This is a genomic window from Rossellomorea sp. GQ25 (assembly GCF_059758515.1).
On the sequence record NZ_JCAXEQ010000003.1, the window covers coordinates 412,346 to 431,408 of the forward strand.

The window sequence follows — 19,063 nt, forward strand, 5'->3', positions numbered from 1 at the left end:
TGGGATAACCATTGTCTGCTTTTTTAACGTTTTTTGCTTTTGATTCTGTCTTGCCGTTCCCACATTCGTAAGTGAGGGTAAGGGTCAAATGACCATTCCGTCAAACCATTATCCTTGTACATTCCGTAGTGGAGATGGGGAGGGAATTTCCCTGATGTTCCAGGGGGTCCGTATCCAGTGCTCCCAACACCACCAATAACCATTCCCGGTTCCACCACTTGACCTATATGAAGATCTTTAGAGAAACCACTAAGGTGGGCAAAATAATGATACGTATTATTAATGTCACGTATCCCGATACGCCAGCCTCCATACCGGTTCCATCCTTTCATCTCAATGATTCCATACGATGTCGCTCTTACAGGTACACCATAATCAGCAAAGAGGTCCGTCCCTTCGTGAATACGTCTTCCTCCCCAACCACGGGCATCACCCCAAGTGTTTCGGTAACTGTAGTTGAATCTGAGGGGAAGGGGGAAGGCTTTCTGGTTTAAATGGATGGTACCGTATTGTTTATAGATTTTTGCATTTCCCATGATGATACTGACCGTTTTATCACGTTTATAATAGTCCCACAGTGCAAGCTTGAAATTATCCCGGTCAATTCCGTATCGTAATATAAACTCTGTCAAAGCAGCCAGTATATCTTCATCACTCTTCAGGTTGGCTTTTCCATCGAAATCTCCATCACGGCCTATCCCGTTGAATAGGGCGATCGTTTCAGGATTGTCATCTTCCCGGTTAGGGTTCAGAGGGCCGACCCATTTTTCCGGCTCCATATAGATCGATATAAGTGAAGAGGGCTTTTCCCTATCTTTGCGGGCAAAACGTAGACTGCGTTCGTACTGATCAATAGCAGCGAGATAGTACCAGGGAATATTAGTAAGAGCCGCGCTTTTCTGAAATAACTCCATCCTTTTCGTGTGAATCTGTTCTTCTGTCAGCTTTTTTGCAGCAAAGGTTTGACAAGGGCTTATCACCATGCAAAAAGCCACAAAGGCTAAGACCAATCGTTTGTACAAAATAATCCCTCCATTTTTAGGGGCCTACTTCTAGTTTGTATCGTTCCTCGGGATTCATAATCATCAATAAATGGTAATAGGGTATCACATGCTTGTTTTCACTTTTTTAGTATGATAAAGTGACAAAAGAAGTATATTGATGATGGCTTTTTTTACATAAGATGAACGATTTAGAAAGCGTTTCACTCTTTGCCTAAGTCAGAATTATTTAGGATTGGAGATGAGGGGTATGGGTAAGAAAGATGAACACATTCGTAAACCGGATTGGCTTAAAATAAAGTTGAATACGAATGATAACTATATGGGCTTGAAGAAAATGATGCGTGAAAACAACCTTCACACAGTATGTGAAGAGGCTCGTTGTCCTAATATTCATGAATGTTGGGGAACTAGAAGAACAGCTACCTTCATGATTCTTGGAGATATTTGTACACGAGCATGCCGTTTCTGCGCAGTAAAAACAGGCCTTCCAACTGAACTAGATCTTAAAGAACCAGAACGCGTTGCAGATTCTGTTCAATTAATGAACTTGAAGCACGTAGTTATTACAGCTGTTGCACGTGATGATCTGAAAGACGGTGGATCACAAGTCTTTGCTGAAACGGTTCGTGCCATTCGTCGTAAGAGTCCTTTCACTTCGATTGAAGTATTGCCTTCTGATATGGGTGGGGTTTTCGATAATATCAAGACATTGATGGATGCAAAGCCAGATATCATGAACTACAATGTCGAAACCGTTCGTCGCTTGACTCCAAGAGTTCGTGCCCGTGCTACTTACGATCGTACATTGGAATTCCTGCGTCGTGCAAAAGAATTAAATCCGGAAATTCCAACAAAATCAAGTATCATGGTTGGTCTTGGGGAAACGAAGGAAGAAATTCTTGAAACAATGGATGATCTGCGTGCAAACCATGTTGATATTGTGACATTAGGTCAATACCTGCAACCATCTAAGAAACACTTGAAAGTACAGAAATATTATCACCCGGATGAGTTTGCTAAACTACGTGAAGCAGCGATGGAAAAAGGTTTCAGTCACTGTGAAGCAGGACCACTCGTTCGTTCTTCCTACCATGCAGATGAGCAAGTTAATGCAGCCGCTAAAGCAAGACAAGCAGCCGGTGAGCAAGAGGTTCAAAAGGCATAATTTTTCATATATAAAAGGACTGACTTGAAGGAGAAGATCTCTAACAGTCAGTCCTTTTTGTAGCAAAGAGTATGACATGAGACGCAAATCCTGCAAGGTATGATGCCTGTCTCTTCTGTCTTCTAATTAATCGACCATGTTATCTGTGTTATCTTTTCGCTTTTGACGGTCTTTGTTGATTTTGTGGACATCGTCGTCTTGCATTTCGTATTTCTCAGATGTCATTTCACCATTTGGGTTTTCACCTGCGTCTACATCTCTTCCCTGAGGGGAATCCTGCAGCATAAGGTTGATGGTATCATCAATGGCTGTGTTGGCGTTACGGCTATCGCTATCCATTTTGGCCAGGTTTTCTACATTGCGCATCAGGCTCTTGTCATCGGTCACATATACATGGTACCAACGGGGAATAACCGACATGGCTGTTTTCTTTACTTGGTCTGCTACTTCAAAACGGCCATCTTTATCCTTTTTGTCCGTCACGTATGAAATCAGCACTTCTTCGTCAGTGACAAGAGTGGAACAATCGTTTACGTCTGGAAGAGAGACACTCATTTTGCTGATCGTGTCGGCTACTTGTTCTCGATTGATGCTATACATATCCTTTGTGGAAATGGTTTGACCACCTGTGGGACTTTTCTGTTGACGAACATAACCGAAGTCCTCACCGCGGTGAGCTCCTTTTTTCGTCCAGCTATTTTCGTTGTACAGGTCCTCCCGGTCATTCACGTTAATGGTATTTCCATTGTCGTGAAACATTTCTTCATTGGCCGTGTCAATTCCATCACAAGCAGTTCCGATTAGGGCAATACTTAGTACAGTTGTACCCAGAATGAATTTATTCAAGTTAAACACCCCCTATTTGATAGGGTGTCCATCTCTTATGACAATTTTTCATAGTAATTAATGGACAATCCGTTATAATTTAAGATAAGGAAATGAAAGTGGGTGGACAAGATGATTTGTGTGCAGAATACATGCTACGAAATCGTTGAGGAATTTAGAGACGGATTCAACGAGGAAGCATTTAAGGAAAGATATAGCGACATCTTAAGTAAATACGACTTTATCCTTGGGGATTGGGGATATGGCCAGCTCCGCTTAAAAGGATTCTTTGATGATCATAATCAAAAAGCCTCTTTTGACACAAAGGTGAGTACACATAAGGATTACTTGTATGAATACTGTAATTTTGGCTGCGCTTATTTTCTTGTGAAAAAAGTCAATAAATAATGTACAAAAGGAACAAACAGTAAAGTTTGTTCCTTTTGTGCTTTTACTTATTTTCAGTATATGGAGGTTCTTCATTCACATCGGGATCTGCATGAACAGGGTGTGATCCAGGCTCCTGACGTGGGATATCCTGATGAAGTGATTTATTTTCATAGTTGAAAGCACTGTAATATCGTTGCCCTTCTTTCCAAGGAGTACTTTTGTTCTCAACGGGAGTATGCTTTCCTCGGGGAGAGCCATATGGCCCTTCAGGCAGTGTTTCCGGAACGATAAAATTACGGTATGTTTCAACGTTGGAAAAGTCACTATATACTTCTTCTTCTTTGTCTCTTGGTTCTTTACTCATATTATCTCCCACCTTTCATACTTGTAGTATGTGAGAGTGGGGTGGACTTCATTCTTTATCGTGCGCTGTTAGAACCACTACATAATGATTTCTCCTAAGAAGTCCCTCAACTCATCCGCTTCTTCCTCCGTTAGCTTGAATACACTTTCTACATATCCAGGTTCATCAAGGTCATCCCTGCCGATGATCGCAAATCGACTGCCTTGAAGGTCTAATACTAACGATTTCCCATAATAGCGATCTGTTTGGGTGATTGCTAAGTCGTACCGCTGATTTTCCCCCATAAAACTCACAAAGCGTGTTTTTGTATTTTCTGTATCATCGTATAAATAAAATCGTTCACTCATGAAGATGTCCCCCTCTTTTTTTGCTTATCTCATCATAACAAACTGAGCTGAGAATTGCAGGATGTACCTGTATGACAGGGAGGGAAATATGTTAAAATAAAGGATATCGTTCAGAGAGAGGGGCGCACCATGTATTTCGTAGATAGAGAAAAGATAGAGGAAATATTAATGTATATGAATGAACAGTTAACGACTGTTAGTGAACATGATCAATGGAACGGGACATTAGAAAAATTAGCTTTGGAGCGAATGGCTCATACGATTATTGAATCTATACTCGACGTAGGAAACAGTATGATCGACGGTTTCATTATGAGAGATCCAGGAAGCTATGAGGATATCATTGATATACTTCTGGATGAAAAGGTAATTGGAGACAAGATGAGTGAGGATCTTAAACTACTTGTGGCGCAGCGTAAGGTTCTTGTTCAAGAGTATACAGCCATCCATCATGAGCAATTACATACGATTTTGAACGAGGTATTCCACTCATTAGAGAAGTTTCCCCAACATGTTCGCAGCTACCTTGAAAATGAATTGGGACCTGTGTCTGCATTTAAAAATTAATCAGCATTTGACAGCGCTTTCTAAATAGAGAGCGTTTTGTTTTATTTATGGAATACAATTTACCGAAAAAAGCACAGGCTCTACCGGTATTTGGACATACTATACACAAGCATATGGAGGTACACAATGAAAGAATATAAAGGTTACTTAATTGATTTAGATGGCACAATGTATAAAGGAAAAGAGAAAATCGACGAAGCAGGAGATTTTGTTAAACGATTACAAGAAAAAGGATTACCTTATCTGTTTGTCACCAATAATTCTTCGAGAAGACCGGAACAGGTTGCGGAAAAATTGCAGTCCTTTGGTATCGATGCCACGAAGGAACAGGTATTTACTACTTCAATGGCGACAGCTCAGTATATGGCAAAGAAAAAACCGAATGGGACGGCATATGTCATCGGTGAAGAAGGAATCCGTTCAGCACTGGAAGAGAACGGTATCACCCTTCAGGATGAGAAACCTGATTTCGTGGTAGTGGGAATTGATCGTGAAATAAATTATGAGAAGCTATCCCTCGCTTGCTTAGGTGTTAGAAATGGAGCTACCTTTATTTCAACCAATGGAGATATCGCGATCCCGACTGAAAGAGGGTTGCTTCCAGGGAATGGTTCCCTTACGTCAGTTGTCACAGTCTCCACACAAACTGAACCGGTATTTATCGGGAAGCCTGAATCAATCATTATGGAGCAGGCGCTGTCTGTATTAGGAGTGCCTAAAAAAGATACGTTAATGGTTGGAGATAATTATGATACCGATATATTAGCCGGGATAAACGCCGGACTTGATACGCTGCTTGTTCATACAGGAGTCACAACCAAAGAGGCTTTGAGTTCGAAACACATTCAGCCAACCTATACAATTGAAACGTTAGATAAATGGGATATATAATATAAGAAAGTGGGGGCTATTTTTTAGTTTCCACTCCCTCTAAACCCTTCTGAGTACTCGAATGGAAAAAATGTCTTAAATTAGTAACATATTCATAATAGACAACCTTCGTTCGTATAAGTAAAATAGAACTAGTGTTAAAAGAAGTAATCAAAATACTATTTATACCCAGGGACCTAAGTAATGGTCTTTTTTACGACTATCTATGCCTCTAAAGTAGTTGGTGAGTATAATAATGGCGGGAACGAAAATTTATACTCCTAAAATATTATGTGGTTTTTCCTCTAACTAATTTTTCCATTACACATATTTGAGTACTCAGAAGGACTAGAAAGACAGGATTTGAAAAAACTATCAGAAAATATTACGAAATGAAGTGTAAAGGTATGCAACTAGGGTAAACATCTAAGATAGTAGGGGACTATTAGCATTGATACCTTTTCAATTTCTAACTATTCTTTACGAATGCAAAAACAACTTTAAGAATGAAAGTCACTGTTTCTTAATTGATTTTCGAAACATTCCACGTCATTTCTAAAGAATTTTTAAAAGGGTAGTGAGGTAATGAGTATTAAGGTTACAGGACTTGTCGGAAAGAAAATAAGGCACCATAGAAGAGCAAAAGAAATCACCATACAAGAATTAAGTCACAAATGTGGATTAACAATTAATTATATCTCGTTGATTGAAAAGGGAGAGGCGAACCCGTCCCTGAACAAACTGAATGCCATTGTGTGTGCTCTGGACGTACAGTGGGAAGACATTATGCCGACTTGCGAGGAACACGAAGACATCTATAATCAAACGATTCTTTAATGAACTAATTTTCTCTTTTTCATTTCTTGTTCGATCAGAATGATAAATTCATTACTGAGTTTCAACTGTTTTGCTTTCTTATAGGCATCAATAAGGGCTTGGTCACTTAGTGGCCGTATAGGATTTCACCTTAATTATTCTTCGTATGTAGTATGTAATCCTTTAGGGAATACAGTATGATTTATTTTGTTAGTGTATTTATTCACTTTTTCTATCAATAAAAAATCAGACGACTCCAGTCGTCTGATTGGATACTTATTCAACCTCAGTCTGTGCATTTCGCCCGGTGTGCCAAACGACTGGAAGCAGCCGCTGCAATAGCTCCGACGATATCATCCAGGAAGGTATGACACATACCAGATGATTTATCATTTAACCTCTCCAGAATTCCAGGTTTTTGCTTGTCGATATATCCATAATTTGTAAATCCGATCGATCCATATACATTCACAATCGAAAAGGCCAGGATTTCATCCACACCATATAGTCCTTCATCTACTTCAATAATCGCTTGAAGCGGTTCTTCAAGCATCTTTTTCTCAGCCAATATATCAAGTTGAATACCTGTCAGTATTGCATTCTGTACTTCCCGCTTCGTTAACACACGTTCAACATTATAGACACATTCCTTTAGTTCAAGATCAGGATGATACTTTTGTTGAAGGTACATGACCAATTGAGCGATATCTTCAATCTCTACTCCTCTTTCATGCAGCCATTTACGTGCCGTTTTCTCTAATAAATCCATTGATTCTTTATCCTTCATCCTATTCACCTTTTCTTTGAATGATTATAAAACCCCTATTTCGATTAGACGAAGCCTTGTTTTACACATATGATTCCTATTTAAAAAATAGACATAATAATAGCTTCTACTCTCATTCTTGCCCATCTCAAGTTTCAGATATTCATAAATGTCTTTAAAGGTTATATTCATATAATGTGTGTCCTTCAAAATGAAGGAAAATGACAATATGAAAATGAACTTCTTTGACACAGGTCGCCCTGCGAAAAAAGAAAAAGACGGTCACTTTAGATAGGAGAGATCAACATGTCTCAAGAAATATTAATCAATCATTTTGGATTGCATCCAGAGCGGGCATTCTTTGATGGAATGATGAATCGATATATGGTTGGGGGGTTAGTATATAGTATTGTCGGCGTAACGAATATGGAACAAGAAACCTTAGTGGAGCTCTACAAATTGACAGAGCACCTTAAAAGTCAGGGAGATCGGCATGTTTCAACCTTCGTCCCTAACAACGAAGGAAGATTTCTTGTTGTAGAAAAAGATAAAGACTTTGTGGTGCTGCGAAATGAAAGCATCCAATCTCCCCCTGATAAAAAGCTGGGAAGAAAGTTAAGCAAATTCCATTTCAGGGGACGGACCTTTGAAGAAAAGGTGGAGAAAATAAATCGTATGGGACAGTGGAAGAGTCTGTGGGAAAAGCGGCTGGCCCAGTTAGAGAAAGCGTTCTATCAGGTTATCCAGGATCAGCCGGCTGATGAGTTTGAACGTCGTTTTGTTGAGAGCTATCCTTATTACAGTGCTTTGTCAGAAAATGCCATTCAGTACTTGGTGGATACGGAGCTTGATGAGGACCCGAAGCAAGAGGATGCAGGCACGATTTGCCATGAGCGTTTTCTTCAATCCACATGGGGGACTGAGGTTTGCATTCATTTTCCATTTCAGTGGGTGTTCGATCACTGCAGCCGGGACATAGCGGAATGGGTGAGAGAAAGATATTTCATGAGAAGCCAAACGTTTCATCCTGAGCTTCAGGAATTTATGAGAGAGTATGAATCCATCACCCCACTTTCACCATTCTCATGGAGATTGCTGTATTCACGACTCCTGTTTCCCCTTCACTATTTCGAATGTATTGAGGAATATTATATTTCAGAATCTGAGCAGGAGAAGAAGGTAGTAGAAGAGAAGCTGGAGAGTTATCTGAAAAATTCTCATCAATATGAAGCATTTCTGTCTGACTTTTATCATATGTCCGAAGTTCCGGTGAAAAAATGGGGGATTCCCCTTGTTGAATGGCTATAAACAATCAAGGTCTTCACTGAATTTAACCCCTGTAAACCTTCACTTTTATGCTAAACTGGAGAAAAGTGAAGGGAAGGTAGGGGATACATATGAAACCATCCATATACATTACGAGAAAATTGCCTGAATCAGTGATTACACCATTGAAGAGTGAATTTGAAGTCGACATGTGGGAACATGGGGATGTTCCGGTACCAAGGGATATTCTTCTCCGTAAAGCAGAGAGCGCTACTGCTTTACTTACGATGCTATCGGACCGGATAGACAAGCAGCTATTACAGAAATCTCCTTCATTAAAGGTCGTGGCCAATCTTGCGGTGGGCTATGATAATATAGATCTTGAAGCGGCAAAAGAATTAGGCGTAACCATTTGCAACACGCCGGATGTCCTAACGGAAACTACGGCTGACTTAACCTTTGCTCTGTTAATGGCGACGGCAAGACGAATCGTTGAAGCGGATCGCTATATTAAAGAAGGAAAGTGGAAAAGCTGGTCACCCCTTCTTCTGGCAGGCACGGATATCCATCATAAAACCATTGGCATCGTCGGGATGGGGAGCATAGGCGAAGCGGTAGCCAGAAGAGCCAAAGGGTTCAATATGAATGTTCTATATCATAATCGTTCCAGGAAGCATGAAGCGGAAAGATCCCTTGGAGTTCAATATGCAACATTTGAAGACCTTTTAATCCAATCGGATTTCGTTGTTGTGCTTGCTCCACTGAATGCTGGAACAAAAGGCATGTTCCAGGAAGAGCAATTCACCATGATGAAAAATACAGGGGTTTTCATCAATGCAGCCCGTGGCGCGATTGTAAATGAAGAGGCATTAGAAAAAGCATTAAAGAGGGGTGACATTGCAGGTGCTGGATTGGATGTATTCGAAGCAGAGCCGATTGATGCCGAACATCCTCTTCTTGCATTAAATCAAGTTGTCGCTCTTCCTCATATCGGCAGTTCCTCGAATGAAACGCGTTATGAAATGATGGCCTTATGCGTGGAGAACATTCAGGCAGTTTTAAAAGGAGAACAACCGAAGACGGAAGTACAATGAAAAAAAGCCTAAATCCGATTAAGGATTTAGGCTTTAACATGAATTGAATTAGAATACTTGCTCTACTTCAACGATACCTGGAACTTCTTCCACTAGTGCGCGTTCGATTCCTGCTTTTAATGTGATTGTTGAACTTGGGCAGCTTCCGCAAGCACCTAGAAGGCGTAATTTAACGATTCCATCTTCAACGTCCACCAGTTCACAGTCTCCACCATCGCGAAGTAGGAACGGACGTAATTTATCTAATACTTCCTGAACAGGTGCAATCATTTCGTTTTCAGCCATAATTATCTACTCCTTTCCTTACTCTCTATTATAATGACATATTCACAAAAAATCTATCAACCTGCAAACTATTGGGGATTTCTTTTTTAGAAATGGTTTTTTCGGAACGTTAGTGGCTTAAAAACATTGAATCTGCTAGGAATCTGTCAATGAATGAGTGCAGGATGGTAAGGAGAACCGCTTTGCTTGCAGCTATCGTTCGGCCGAGCCTCCTCAGCTTAGCCGAATGGGGTCTCGGCACAACCAAAATGCGCCGGAGTCTCGCAGTTCCCCTCACCACCATCTTTAACGATTTTTCGCGACAGATCTAGAAGGTGTCAAAAACAATCTAATTAGAAAACAAAATTCTTTTTCTTCAATAGGATATTATTCTCTACACACCTTAATGAAAGTTGTTTGCTAAATATTTTTTGTTTTTATTTATTTCTTTTAAAGAAACATACTTAGAAAGTTGATTCTCGCTGCAGGTGCTCGACTCCTGCGGGGGACAGTCCGAAAAGCGGAGGCGGCTTGCTCAGACCCGGCAAGCATAAGATGAATGGGCCAAAGAAGGCGTTCCTTGCCTTCTTGGACCATATAGCTTAGACCTCGAGGGCTAGTCGCCAGAGCTGGACAGGTGAGACCCCGCAGGAGCACAGCGAAGAGGAGGCTCACCGCCCGCCCCGGGAAAGCGAGCATCCTGTAGCGGAAATCAACTACTACTTTTTCTCTAAAATAGCCACAATATTTACGAAAAGAGCATTAAGAAATTTTCTAAATGCAGTTTCCAGTACAGAAATTCACACATTATCGTTCCAACCCCGCTGCTTTTTTTGTAAAATAAACAAGAGAGGGAAACAAAGGGGAGAGAGTGATATGGAGAGAAAACCTGTTGAACTTTACGTATATGGAGCAGAAGTACTGTGTCCAAGCTGCGTAAATTTACCATCATCAAAAGAAACGTACGAATGGCTTGAGGCTGCCGTTAGTCGAAAGTATCCAAACCAGCCCTTCGTGATTAAATATGTAGATATTCACAATCCTCCTGAGGATGAAGTCGTAAAGCAGTTTGCTTCAAGAGTGATTGAAGAGGATATGTTTTATCCAATTGTCCTGTTAGAAGGAAATATTGTCGGCGAAGGGAATCCCCGTTTAAAGACGATTTACTCTGAGCTTGAAAAGTATGGGTATAAAGCGGTTTAGTTCGTGGGGATTGAAAAGGCTTTTCTGATTGGGTTAGCCTTTTTTAGTGGATCATTAGAGCTGCACCAAAAAAAGAACCGCACATCGCGGTTCTTTTTTCATCATCCATTATGATACTTATACATCCACAACACACCAGACTTCAACAAACGAGCGACACGACCTGTGATGGAGCGCTCGTTTACCAGACCGAAACCATGTTTCTTTCCTAGTGAACCGAGAATTCCTTTTAGCTTGATCTTAGGTAATTCTGCAGGGAGTTCTTCGTTTTTCCAACGTTTAAGTAAGACTGTCACGATTTGTTCTGCTTGTCCCTCAGCAAGCTGAGCACTTGGAGCTTGAGGAAGGCTTGCGCAGTCACCAACCACGTACACATTCTCATCCTGAGGCAGGTTATGATACTTTGTCAGAATGACGCGACCGCTTGCATCCTTTTCAACATCCATATCACGAACGACTTTGCTTGGCTGAATACCCGCCGTCCAAACGATGGCATCGCAGAAAATCTGTTCTTCATGGTTATGAAGGGTGTTTGGCTCCACTTTTGTAATATTCGAGCTATTAACGATGTCTACATCATTCTCGTCGAACCAACTGTGAACATAAGAGCTTAGACGTTCAGGGAAGGCATTAAGAATACGCGGACCGCGATCGAATAGCTTAATTTTCAAGTCAGAACGACTCTCACGAAGCTCACTCGCAAGCTCAATCCCGCTTAAACCAGCTCCAACGATTCCTACGATGGAACCAGCTGGAAGGTTACATAAGGTTTGGTATGTCTTACGGGATTTTTCTATTGTTTGAATGGAATAAGTATGTTCATCAGCTCCAGGTACATTATGATATTTATCCTCACAACCGAGTCCAATCACAAGGTCGTCATAAGGAACTGGATCTTGATCTCCCATATTTACGAGTTTGTTTTCCATGTCCACTCCGGAGATATCTCCGTACACGTAGGATAAACGGGCATGTTCCGGGAATGATACGCGTACATGTTGATCTGAAATCGTACCAGCGGCTAAAGCATAGTATTCCGTCTTAAGGCAGTGGTAAGGATTTCGATCAATCAGGGTAATCGATACATCTTCAGGTAATTGGTTGGGTAATAAGCGAAGAAGAACGCGCATGTTCCCATATCCTCCGCCAAGCAGCACTAATTGTTTCATGAAAAATTTCCCCTTTTTTGCACTCACATTATGAATGAAATAGTGTGTTTATATATGATTTATCCCAGTAATTGTTTGGGACGGGATTGAAAGGACATTCACGTCGAAACGGGTCCTGAAAAAGTAAGCATTTTCAATATGAAGCATAATTCGCGCAATTATTACAATAGTAAACCTATTAACATTAAAAGTATATCGAAATAACGGTGTTTTCACAACAGAAATAAGCGAAAATGTTCACAATCTGTTATACCATTACATGGAATCAAATGATTGACGATAATGATAAAAAAAGATAGCATAACAATGAGTAGTGAGGTGATAGAATTGAAACCTATTATAGAATTTTGTATAAGCAATCTTGCTAGTGGTGCGCAAAAAGCGCTTGAGATATTAGAGAGAGACCCCAACCTTGATGTCATTGAGTATGGATGCCTGGGTTACTGCGGGAAATGCGCCCAATCCTGTTATGCTCTTGTCAATGGTGAAGTCGTAACAGGGGATACACCTGAAGAACTGGTGGATCATATCTATCAGTTTCTTGAAGATAATCCGATGTTCTAAAGAAAAGCTGGTCTTGTGACTGGCTTGTTTTTTTGGTTTTTAAAATTGTGTATGTGTTCTAGAAAGTAAAAAAACCAGTGGAGTGACCACTAGTTTTCTTTTACAAAGACTTTGCTTCTTTATAACGATCCCGTATTTCGTACCAGTTCTCTCTAGCCATTTCAATGATCTTCGGTTCGGTGGAGAGATGTTGTTTACTAATGACTTTAGATAGATAAACGACCGATTCCTCGATTTTATCCTGTCTTCTCAATAATTCCGCGATCATATACAGGAGTTTCGTTTCGGACATCAAAGAACCCGATACGCCATCTGTCAAATAGGCATCAATGTATTCATGAGTAGCAAGGTTAATGAATCGTCTTTCTTGTTCTTTTTCTTGGGTCTTTCGATAAAGCCAAGCTGTCCGGAGATACAACCCTGCTAAGGTCACCTTTTTTTCCTTTTTAATAAGGGCACAGTAGGCGGCCAATTTATATGTATTAATCCCATCGTTATATGATCTCAGTTTTCCATAATCTTGTGGCTTCCAGTGCAGGCTGATTTTCTTTTCCAGATCTTCTTTGAGAACAGGAGGTATGTATGCTGTGAAATCATCCGTATAAGAAAATCCACATTTAGGGCAAACAGAAACGTTATAGAGTAAAGGATTTACATCAATTGACTCATACAGGGGACAAAAGTCACTGTCATATCCTGCTACCTTCACAAAACGGGACCTGATCCTTGTCGTACTGTACGAGTGTTTACACGAATGGCACTGTGTTTTTTTATCATAAAAGGGCGTCACTACCGTCATGAATATCACCTCATAATCGGGACTATTTGCCTTAATTATACCTTGGCAGAAGGAGAAAGGACTAGTGTTTTTTACATAATGATAAGCAAAAAGTCATGAATTAATTGATATGAATAAAAAGTTTCCTTCCAATCATTCACCAAAGCCCCTTTGGTTGAGTAGTAAAATAGAAAGGAGTATACTAAGAAGTAAGATATGAAAAGGTTGGGGGTGTAATGAATGAGTGAAGTAGTCATTCTGACAGAAGCCGCGGCCCTTCAGATTAAAGATATGATGAAGGAACATGACGAAACAGATGCCATGTTACGAGTAGCGGTAAAAGGGGGAGGCTGTAGCGGCCTTTCTTATGGAATGGGATTTGAACATGAGCTTCAAGATGGGGATACAACACTGGAACAGCATGGAATCAAGCTTGTTGTAGCTAAAAATGATGCTGCTATTTTGAACGGTACCAAAATAGATTACAAGCAGTCTATGATGGGCGGCGGGTTCACCATCGATAATCCGAATGCCATCGCTTCATGCGGATGCGGATCATCGTTCGTGACGGCGACGAATAAGGGTACACCGGAGAATTGCTGATAAATTAAAGGGACGGACCTCCACTTTGGAGGTCCGTCCCTTTTTTAGTCTTAATATATATTCTTCAATGCCTCTTCAACAGGTGTGTCACCGCTCAGGATTTCGAATACCTTGTGGTTTGTTTCTTCGATGGTCAAGGAGTCGACAAGTACTTTCGCAACATCTTCACGTGATATGTCTCTGCTTTTGTCTTCAATGGAGGTAGAAGCTTCAATCTTCCCTGTCCCTTCATCGAATGAAAGGGAGCCAGGTCGGACGATTGTGAAATTTAGACCGCTTTCCTTCAAGTGGGCATCCGCAGCTCCTTTCGCTTTTAAGTAAAACTGTAGTGTATCCGGGCCGCTTGATGGGTTATCTGCACCCATTGAGCTTAGCATCACAAAGCGCTCAATTCCCATCTTCTTCGCATAATCCACTGCATTCTTTGCCCCTTCCTGATCGATCGCAAGTGTCTTATCGTCTCCTGTTGAACCACCGCTACCAGCAGCAAAAATAACGGCATTCACATTTTCGAGTGCGTAGGAGAAGTCCTGTTCGAGATCTGCGACAATCGGTCTTGCCCCTAGGTCTTCCATATCCTTGGCTTGTTCTGTCTTTCGAATCATGGCTCTCACGAAATGTTGACTGCTGTTTGAAAGTTCTTTCACTATGTGTCGGCCAGTATGACCGTTTGCTCCAATCACAAGTACATTCATGCATCCATCATCCTTTATCTAAGTTTTTTCATCTTATTATTGGTCTACCCATTCACTGTTAAAATAAACAATTTGATGGGCCGGTGTGAAAGGGATGGATGTTTAACACATTATTTCTGCAATTGGATACTCTGTTTCATAAGAGCGGTAATCTTTTTGCTGTTATCATTTGGGGTGTACTCCATATTCCCCCTGTTGTCTCTCTTTCAAATAAAAGGCTCTTTTCGCTAAGTTTATGGCTATCTTAGAGAATAAAGAAGTGATTGATTTCCGCTAGAGGATGAGTGTGGGAACAAAACGTGGACCGTTCTTTTCCACTCCAGGCACAAGATTCCCCGGGGAGGAAGTCGAGCCTCCTCGACGTTCCGACTGTGAGGTCTCGACCTTTCCTCTATTTCCCGGAGGAGTCAAGTGCCTTCCGCTATAATCCACTCTGTGCTACTACATTCCATATGGCCTAATAATATAGATAGACAAACACAAAAAAAGCTCCTATTGTAGATAGTTTGTATCCAAAAACAAACTATCTACAAAGGAGCACCAAATTAAACTCATTATGATAGCTCAAAATCCAGTTATTAGTTAATGTTTATCGTTATTCCCACGGAGGATTTAGATTGTTTTTGACACATCTTGGCTCTGTCACTAAAAAATCTCTTAAAGATGGTGAGGGGAACTGCGTAGACTCCTGCGGAAGTCCCCCGTTCGGCTAAGCTGAGGAGCTCCGCCGAACGCTAGCTGCAAGCGGAGCGGTTCCCCTCACCATCCAGCACATACTGATTGACAGTGCCGAAGCAGACCGTTTGTTAAAAAGCAAAAATCTTTGCGAAATGAGCGAATAAAAAAGAGGCTCAGGAATAGATATCCTGAGCCTCTCTCATAGTGGTCTTTAGTCTGTAAACATGGATGTACTGTGCATCGGTTGGACTCTTGCTTTTGGATCCATATAAGCTTTGGCATTATTAACCGCTGTTGGTGCTTCGCCAAATCCACTGGCAATGAGTTTGACTTTCCCATCATAGGTACTGATATCACCTGCTGCATAAATGCCTGGAATATTCGTTTCCATTCTCGAGTTAACGACGATTGAATTCTTTTCGATTTCTAGTCCCCAATCTTTGATCGGACCAAGAGATGAAACAAAGCCAAAGTTAACGATTAGCTCATCGAGATCAAGAATCTCCTTCTCGTCACCCTTTGTTTCTTCCAAAATCAGCTGATTGATTTTGTTCTCGTCCACAACCAGCTCTGAAGGAACATAAGGAGTTTTCAGTTCTACGGTTGAGTTGTGCAAATTCTCCACACTATGTTCATGAGCTCTGAATTTATCTCTTCTGTGAACAAGGTAGACTTTTTCTGCAATCGGCTCAAGCATAAGGGCCCAGTCAACAGCAGAATCACCACCACCACAAATGACAACCTTCTTGCCTCTGAAATGTTCTAAGTTATCAACAAAGTAATGAAGATTCTTACCTTCAAATTCAGATGCATGCTCAAGTTCCAGGCGTCGAGGTTGGAATGCACCGTTCCCTGCTGTGATGATGATCGTCCTGGAAAAATGAATTTCTTTATCCGTTGTGAGCTTAAACATGCCATCCGCCTGTTTTTCTACACCCTCCACAGCTTGCTCAAGACAAATCGTCGTCTCAAATTTAGCCATCTGCTCTTTTAAATTATTTACAAGATCCTGGGCTTTCACTTTAGGAAAACCGGCAACATCATATATGTATTTCTCAGGATATAGAGTAGCCAGCTGGCCCCCGAGTTGTGGTAAACTCTCAATAATCTTAACTGATGCTTTTCTCATGCCGCCATAGAACGCCGTAAACAATCCTGTAGGACCGCCGCCTATGATTGTAATATCATACACTTTCTGATCTTCCTTCAACTAGATCCCTCCAACAATTAAGATGTATTACATTTTCATTTATTCTATCATAGAGCAATCGATTCTTCACAGTAATTGAAATTATAATTGGGAATAATCAGTCATTTCGATGAGGTCCCCTACGACTATTGAATGAGTGAAGGGTATATTTTTTAAATATTCTTAAGTTTTCAATTTCCTATATATATCTTGAAAATGCATGGTAAAAAGAATATTATGTAATGTAGGCATATTGTTAAGAATTTATGACAATTCTCGCATAAGTATGTAGTAGTTCGTGAAATACGTCACATACTTTCTTGTTTATTCGTTTTTATTTATTTTTCATACAAAACTTTCCTCTTAATGAAGGAAAACATCTCGTTTGATTTGTTTCAGTTTCTTTTCTATAGGGAAAAAGGTAATAGCATCGGATGGAACGGGATAAAAAAGCATGATGTGGAGGACTCTAAGAGTATCCAAAGCAAATTTATCAAAAAAGGTGGATGTGATTCAGTTGAGAAAGCCAAGAATCGTTGTATTAGGTGCAGGTTATGGTGGATTAATGACGGTAACTCGTCTTCAAAAGCAATTAGGTACAAATGAAGCAGAAATTATTTTAGTTAATAAAAATGATTATCACTACGAAACCACTTGGTTACACGAAGCTTCTGCGGGTACACTTCATCATGATCGTGTACGTTACAACATTAAAGATGTTGTCAACACAAGCAAAGTAAACTTCTTACAAGCTACAGTTGAAGATATTAAAGTAGAAGAAAAGAAAGTCATCACAAGTGACGGTGAAGTTGAATTCGATTACTTGGTTGTTGCATTAGGTGCAGAATCTGAGACATTCGGTATCCAGGGTCTTCATGAGCATGCATTCATGATTTCAAACATCAACTCTGCCCGTCAAATCCGTGAGCATATCGAATTACAATTTGCTACGTATAAAAACGAAGAAGAGAAGAAAGACGACCGCCTTACAATCGTGGTAGGTGGAGCAGGATTCACTGGAATCGAATTCTTGGGTGAATTGGGTAACCGTGTTCCTGAGCTTTGTCATGAATATGATATCGATCGCAAAAAAGTACGCATTGTGTGCGTGGAAGCTGCACCGATGATTCTTCCTGGATTCGATCCTGAGTTAGTGAAATACGCGCGTGCCAAGCTTGAGAAAAAAGGTGTAGAATTCCACATCGGAACACCACTTAAAGAAGCGAAGGCTGACAGTGTCTTAATCGCTAAAGGGGAAGATGAAGTAGAAGAAATCAAGGCTGGTACGATCGTATGGGCTGCAGGTGTACGCGGTAACTCCATCATCGAAAGAGCTGGAATCGAAAACATGCGTGCCCGTGTAAAAATCAACAAAGATCTTCGCGCTCCAGGACATGATAACATCTTCATCATCGGTGACTGTTCACTTATGATCAATGAAGAAACTGAGCGTCCATACCCGCCGACTGCACAAATCGCGATGCAACAAGGTGAAGTATGTGCCCGAAACATTGCTTCTTTACTGCACGGTAAAGATCACTTGGAAGAATTCACTCCAGACATCAAAGGAACAGTATGTTCACTGGGTGAAGACGACGCAATCGGTGTCGTTTACGGTAAGAAAATCACTGGAACAAAAGCTTCTTTCATGAAGAAGGTAGTCGATAACCGTGCGCTTTACATGGTTGGTGGACCATCCCTTGTCTTCAAAAAAGGAAAGTTCAAATTCTTTTAAGCTCTAATGAATAAAATGAAAAGCAGGGTGGATTCCGCTCTGCTTTTTGTTGTGGGGAAATGTTACGGAGGTGTTCGAGAGTGAAAAGAGGGAAGGTTTGGCTTGCGGTAGCTGGACTGGTCATAGATGAGAATGGTAAATGGCTTGTGGTGAAAAAGAAATACAGCGGTTTGAAAGGGATGTGGTCTCTGCCTGCTGGTTTCGTCCATTCGGGAGAAGCAGTCGATGATGCGGTTATCAGAGAAGTAAGAGAGGAAACAGGTATACATACAATCATCAAAGGGATTGTAGGAGTCCGGTCAGGTGTCATCCAAGCTGATGTCAGCGATAACATGCTGATCTTTCTGTTGGAAAGCAAGGGGAATTCTTCTATTCAGATTGAAGAAAAAGAGTTGTGGGATGTTCAATGGAAGTCACCTCACGAATTATTGGAAGATGAAAAAACGTCCGTCATGGTGCATGAGATGATCAAGCAATTGGGTGTTCAAAACATATTAAGCCCGATAGAAGGGATCAATCCAGGGGATCAATTCTCCTACACGCAGTACAAACTATTTTTATAAAATTCTGTAAATTTTAAGAAAAAAAGAGATAATGAAAGGAAAACACAAATGTATTCGCTTTCTTAGCGGTACATCCCCTATAATGTCCCTTTTCTTTATTAGAGATAGATGATATATTATCAGAAAATTAAGAAATTAAAAAAGGGAG

The 19,063-nt window shown here is 40.7% G+C and carries 23 protein-coding genes; 12 read left to right on the top strand and 11 right to left on the bottom strand.

Annotated elements, in window-relative coordinates; all coding sequences use genetic code 11:
- Window positions 1–23: 23 nt before the first annotated feature.
- Window positions 24–983, bottom strand: a complete 960-nt coding sequence (locus tag AC6CIB_RS12850; RefSeq protein WP_498281420.1) for a M23 family metallopeptidase — start codon at window positions 981–983, stop codon at window positions 24–26.
- 268 nt (window positions 984–1,251) lie between these two features.
- On the opposite strand from AC6CIB_RS12850, the gene lipA reads away from it, so the two are divergent.
- Window positions 1,252–2,169: a lipoyl synthase gene (gene lipA, locus AC6CIB_RS12855; RefSeq protein ID WP_498281206.1), complete on the top strand. Its 918-nt coding sequence runs from the start codon at window positions 1,252–1,254 to the stop codon at window positions 2,167–2,169.
- Between the two features lie 126 nt (window positions 2,170–2,295).
- On the opposite strand, the gene AC6CIB_RS12860 is transcribed toward lipA, so the two are convergent.
- Window positions 2,296–3,024, bottom strand: coding sequence for a YhcN/YlaJ family sporulation lipoprotein (locus tag AC6CIB_RS12860; RefSeq protein ID WP_498281208.1), 729 nt, complete (start codon window positions 3,022–3,024; stop codon window positions 2,296–2,298).
- Window positions 3,025–3,126: 102 nt separating this feature from the next.
- Here AC6CIB_RS12860 and AC6CIB_RS12865 point away from each other — a divergent pair, with 102 nt between their 5' ends.
- On the top strand, window positions 3,127–3,402 hold the full coding sequence (locus tag AC6CIB_RS12865; protein ID WP_113968994.1) for a YutD family protein: 276 nt from the start codon (window positions 3,127–3,129) through the stop codon (window positions 3,400–3,402).
- A 43-nt stretch (window positions 3,403–3,445) separates the two neighbouring features.
- On the opposite strand, the gene AC6CIB_RS12870 is transcribed toward AC6CIB_RS12865, so the two are convergent.
- Window positions 3,446–3,748 (bottom strand): cytosolic protein, encoded by a 303-nt coding sequence (locus tag AC6CIB_RS12870; protein WP_113968993.1) that lies wholly within the window; start codon window positions 3,746–3,748, stop codon window positions 3,446–3,448.
- A 77-nt stretch (window positions 3,749–3,825) separates the two neighbouring features.
- The gene (locus AC6CIB_RS12875) at window positions 3,826–4,095 is read right to left on the bottom strand and encodes a DUF3055 domain-containing protein (protein ID WP_498281210.1); all 270 of its coding nucleotides are present in this window, start codon (window positions 4,093–4,095) and stop codon (window positions 3,826–3,828) included.
- Between the two features lie 129 nt (window positions 4,096–4,224).
- On the opposite strand from AC6CIB_RS12875, the gene AC6CIB_RS12880 reads away from it, so the two are divergent.
- The 3 genes from AC6CIB_RS12880 to AC6CIB_RS12890 all read left to right on the top strand — a co-directional run bounded on the left by AC6CIB_RS12880 (window position 4,225) and on the right by AC6CIB_RS12890 (window position 6,369).
- Complete coding sequence (locus tag AC6CIB_RS12880; RefSeq protein WP_498281212.1) at window positions 4,225–4,662, top strand: DUF86 domain-containing protein; 438 nt, start codon at window positions 4,225–4,227, stop codon at window positions 4,660–4,662.
- A gap of 126 nt (window positions 4,663–4,788) precedes the next feature.
- Window positions 4,789–5,553, top strand: coding sequence for a TIGR01457 family HAD-type hydrolase (locus AC6CIB_RS12885; RefSeq protein ID WP_498281214.1), 765 nt, complete (start codon window positions 4,789–4,791; stop codon window positions 5,551–5,553).
- Window positions 5,554–6,117: 564 nt separating this feature from the next.
- Window positions 6,118–6,369: a helix-turn-helix domain-containing protein gene (locus AC6CIB_RS12890; RefSeq protein WP_498281215.1), complete on the top strand. Its 252-nt coding sequence runs from the start codon at window positions 6,118–6,120 to the stop codon at window positions 6,367–6,369.
- Here AC6CIB_RS12890 and sda read toward each other — a convergent pair.
- Both sda and AC6CIB_RS12900 read right to left on the bottom strand, forming a co-directional pair.
- Window positions 6,366–6,488 carry a sporulation histidine kinase inhibitor Sda gene (sda, locus tag AC6CIB_RS12895; RefSeq protein WP_498281422.1) on the bottom strand — a complete coding sequence of 41 codons (123 nt, stop codon included), beginning with the start codon at window positions 6,486–6,488 and terminating at the stop codon, window positions 6,366–6,368. The two genes, AC6CIB_RS12890 and sda, sit on opposite strands and share 4 nt — an antisense overlap.
- Window positions 6,489–6,634: 146 nt before the next feature.
- Window positions 6,635–7,135 (bottom strand): phosphatidylglycerophosphatase A family protein, encoded by a 501-nt coding sequence (locus tag AC6CIB_RS12900; protein ID WP_498281217.1) that lies wholly within the window; start codon window positions 7,133–7,135, stop codon window positions 6,635–6,637.
- 285 nt (window positions 7,136–7,420) lie between these two features.
- Between AC6CIB_RS12900 and yutH the strand changes: the two genes are divergently transcribed.
- Both yutH and AC6CIB_RS12910 read left to right on the top strand, forming a co-directional pair.
- On the top strand, window positions 7,421–8,422 hold the full coding sequence (gene yutH / locus AC6CIB_RS12905) for a spore coat putative kinase YutH (RefSeq protein WP_498281219.1): 1,002 nt from the start codon (window positions 7,421–7,423) through the stop codon (window positions 8,420–8,422).
- 89 nt (window positions 8,423–8,511) lie between these two features.
- Complete coding sequence (locus AC6CIB_RS12910; RefSeq protein WP_498281220.1) at window positions 8,512–9,474, top strand: 2-hydroxyacid dehydrogenase; 963 nt, start codon at window positions 8,512–8,514, stop codon at window positions 9,472–9,474.
- A 48-nt stretch (window positions 9,475–9,522) separates the two neighbouring features.
- Here AC6CIB_RS12910 and AC6CIB_RS12915 read toward each other — a convergent pair whose 3' ends face one another.
- The gene (locus AC6CIB_RS12915; RefSeq protein ID WP_034763763.1) at window positions 9,523–9,759 is read right to left on the bottom strand and encodes a NifU family protein; all 237 of its coding nucleotides are present in this window, start codon (window positions 9,757–9,759) and stop codon (window positions 9,523–9,525) included.
- An 855-nt stretch (window positions 9,760–10,614) separates the two neighbouring features.
- Between AC6CIB_RS12915 and AC6CIB_RS12920 the strand changes: the two genes are divergently transcribed.
- Window positions 10,615–10,941 carry a YuzD family protein gene (locus AC6CIB_RS12920; RefSeq protein WP_498281222.1) on the top strand — a complete coding sequence of 109 codons (327 nt, stop codon included), beginning with the start codon at window positions 10,615–10,617 and terminating at the stop codon, window positions 10,939–10,941.
- Between the two features lie 101 nt (window positions 10,942–11,042).
- Here the strand turns inward: AC6CIB_RS12920 and AC6CIB_RS12925 are convergent, their stop codons facing one another.
- Window positions 11,043–12,110, bottom strand: a complete 1,068-nt coding sequence (locus AC6CIB_RS12925) for an NAD(P)/FAD-dependent oxidoreductase (RefSeq protein WP_498281223.1) — start codon at window positions 12,108–12,110, stop codon at window positions 11,043–11,045.
- A gap of 306 nt (window positions 12,111–12,416) precedes the next feature.
- Between AC6CIB_RS12925 and AC6CIB_RS12930 the strand changes: the two genes are divergently transcribed.
- Window positions 12,417–12,674 (top strand): YuzB family protein, encoded by a 258-nt coding sequence (locus AC6CIB_RS12930; protein ID WP_498281225.1) that lies wholly within the window; start codon window positions 12,417–12,419, stop codon window positions 12,672–12,674.
- Between the two features lie 100 nt (window positions 12,675–12,774).
- Here AC6CIB_RS12930 and AC6CIB_RS12935 read toward each other — a convergent pair whose 3' ends face one another.
- Window positions 12,775–13,473 carry a DUF2225 domain-containing protein gene (locus tag AC6CIB_RS12935; protein WP_498281227.1) on the bottom strand — a complete coding sequence of 233 codons (699 nt, stop codon included), beginning with the start codon at window positions 13,471–13,473 and terminating at the stop codon, window positions 12,775–12,777.
- A gap of 219 nt (window positions 13,474–13,692) precedes the next feature.
- On the opposite strand from AC6CIB_RS12935, the gene AC6CIB_RS12940 reads away from it, so the two are divergent.
- On the top strand, window positions 13,693–14,055 hold the full coding sequence (locus tag AC6CIB_RS12940) for a HesB/IscA family protein (protein ID WP_299743748.1): 363 nt from the start codon (window positions 13,693–13,695) through the stop codon (window positions 14,053–14,055).
- Between the two features lie 50 nt (window positions 14,056–14,105).
- On the opposite strand, the gene AC6CIB_RS12945 is transcribed toward AC6CIB_RS12940, so the two are convergent.
- A complete protein-coding gene (locus tag AC6CIB_RS12945) occupies window positions 14,106–14,750 on the bottom strand; it encodes an SDR family oxidoreductase (protein WP_498281229.1) in 645 nt (214 codons plus the stop codon).
- Window positions 14,751–15,639: 889 nt separating this feature from the next.
- Complete coding sequence (locus AC6CIB_RS12950) at window positions 15,640–16,638, bottom strand: NAD(P)/FAD-dependent oxidoreductase (RefSeq protein ID WP_427599018.1); 999 nt, start codon at window positions 16,636–16,638, stop codon at window positions 15,640–15,642.
- Between the two features lie 496 nt (window positions 16,639–17,134).
- On the opposite strand from AC6CIB_RS12950, the gene AC6CIB_RS12955 reads away from it, so the two are divergent.
- Together AC6CIB_RS12955 and AC6CIB_RS12960 are read left to right on the top strand one after the other, a co-directional pair.
- On the top strand, window positions 17,135–18,352 hold the full coding sequence (locus AC6CIB_RS12955; RefSeq protein ID WP_044338140.1) for an NAD(P)/FAD-dependent oxidoreductase: 1,218 nt from the start codon (window positions 17,135–17,137) through the stop codon (window positions 18,350–18,352).
- Between the two features lie 59 nt (window positions 18,353–18,411).
- Window positions 18,412–18,915: an NUDIX domain-containing protein gene (locus tag AC6CIB_RS12960; protein WP_498281230.1), complete on the top strand. Its 504-nt coding sequence runs from the start codon at window positions 18,412–18,414 to the stop codon at window positions 18,913–18,915.
- Window positions 18,916–19,063 lie beyond the last annotated feature (148 nt).

Coding starts and splice junctions, on each gene's coding strand:
- AC6CIB_RS12880 (WP_498281212.1), top strand. CDS start 4,225: ATGTATTTCGTAGATAGAGAAAAGATAGAGGAAATATTAATGTATATG.
- lipA (WP_498281206.1), top strand. CDS start 1,252: ATGGGTAAGAAAGATGAACACATTCGTAAACCGGATTGGCTTAAAATA.
- AC6CIB_RS12940 (WP_299743748.1), top strand. CDS start 13,693: ATGAGTGAAGTAGTCATTCTGACAGAAGCCGCGGCCCTTCAGATTAAA.
- AC6CIB_RS12945 (WP_498281229.1), bottom strand. CDS start 14,750: ATGAATGTACTTGTGATTGGAGCAAACGGTCATACTGGCCGACACATA.
- AC6CIB_RS12930 (WP_498281225.1), top strand. CDS start 12,417: ATGAGTAGTGAGGTGATAGAATTGAAACCTATTATAGAATTTTGTATA.
- AC6CIB_RS12925 (WP_498281223.1), bottom strand. CDS start 12,110: ATGAAACAATTAGTGCTGCTTGGCGGAGGATATGGGAACATGCGCGTT.
- AC6CIB_RS12910 (WP_498281220.1), top strand. CDS start 8,512: ATGAAACCATCCATATACATTACGAGAAAATTGCCTGAATCAGTGATT.
- AC6CIB_RS12870 (WP_113968993.1), bottom strand. CDS start 3,748: ATGAGTAAAGAACCAAGAGACAAAGAAGAAGAAGTATATAGTGACTTT.
- AC6CIB_RS12920 (WP_498281222.1), top strand. CDS start 10,615: ATGGAGAGAAAACCTGTTGAACTTTACGTATATGGAGCAGAAGTACTG.
- AC6CIB_RS12850 (WP_498281420.1), bottom strand. CDS start 983: ATGGTGATAAGCCCTTGTCAAACCTTTGCTGCAAAAAAGCTGACAGAA.
- AC6CIB_RS12900 (WP_498281217.1), bottom strand. CDS start 7,135: ATGAAGGATAAAGAATCAATGGATTTATTAGAGAAAACGGCACGTAAA.
- AC6CIB_RS12885 (WP_498281214.1), top strand. CDS start 4,789: ATGAAAGAATATAAAGGTTACTTAATTGATTTAGATGGCACAATGTAT.
- AC6CIB_RS12865 (WP_113968994.1), top strand. CDS start 3,127: ATGATTTGTGTGCAGAATACATGCTACGAAATCGTTGAGGAATTTAGA.
- AC6CIB_RS12875 (WP_498281210.1), bottom strand. CDS start 4,095: ATGAGTGAACGATTTTATTTATACGATGATACAGAAAATACAAAAACA.
- AC6CIB_RS12890 (WP_498281215.1), top strand. CDS start 6,118: ATGAGTATTAAGGTTACAGGACTTGTCGGAAAGAAAATAAGGCACCAT.
- yutH (WP_498281219.1), top strand. CDS start 7,421: ATGTCTCAAGAAATATTAATCAATCATTTTGGATTGCATCCAGAGCGG.
- AC6CIB_RS12935 (WP_498281227.1), bottom strand. CDS start 13,473: ATGACGGTAGTGACGCCCTTTTATGATAAAAAAACACAGTGCCATTCG.
- AC6CIB_RS12915 (WP_034763763.1), bottom strand. CDS start 9,759: ATGGCTGAAAACGAAATGATTGCACCTGTTCAGGAAGTATTAGATAAA.
- AC6CIB_RS12960 (WP_498281230.1), top strand. CDS start 18,412: ATGTTACGGAGGTGTTCGAGAGTGAAAAGAGGGAAGGTTTGGCTTGCG.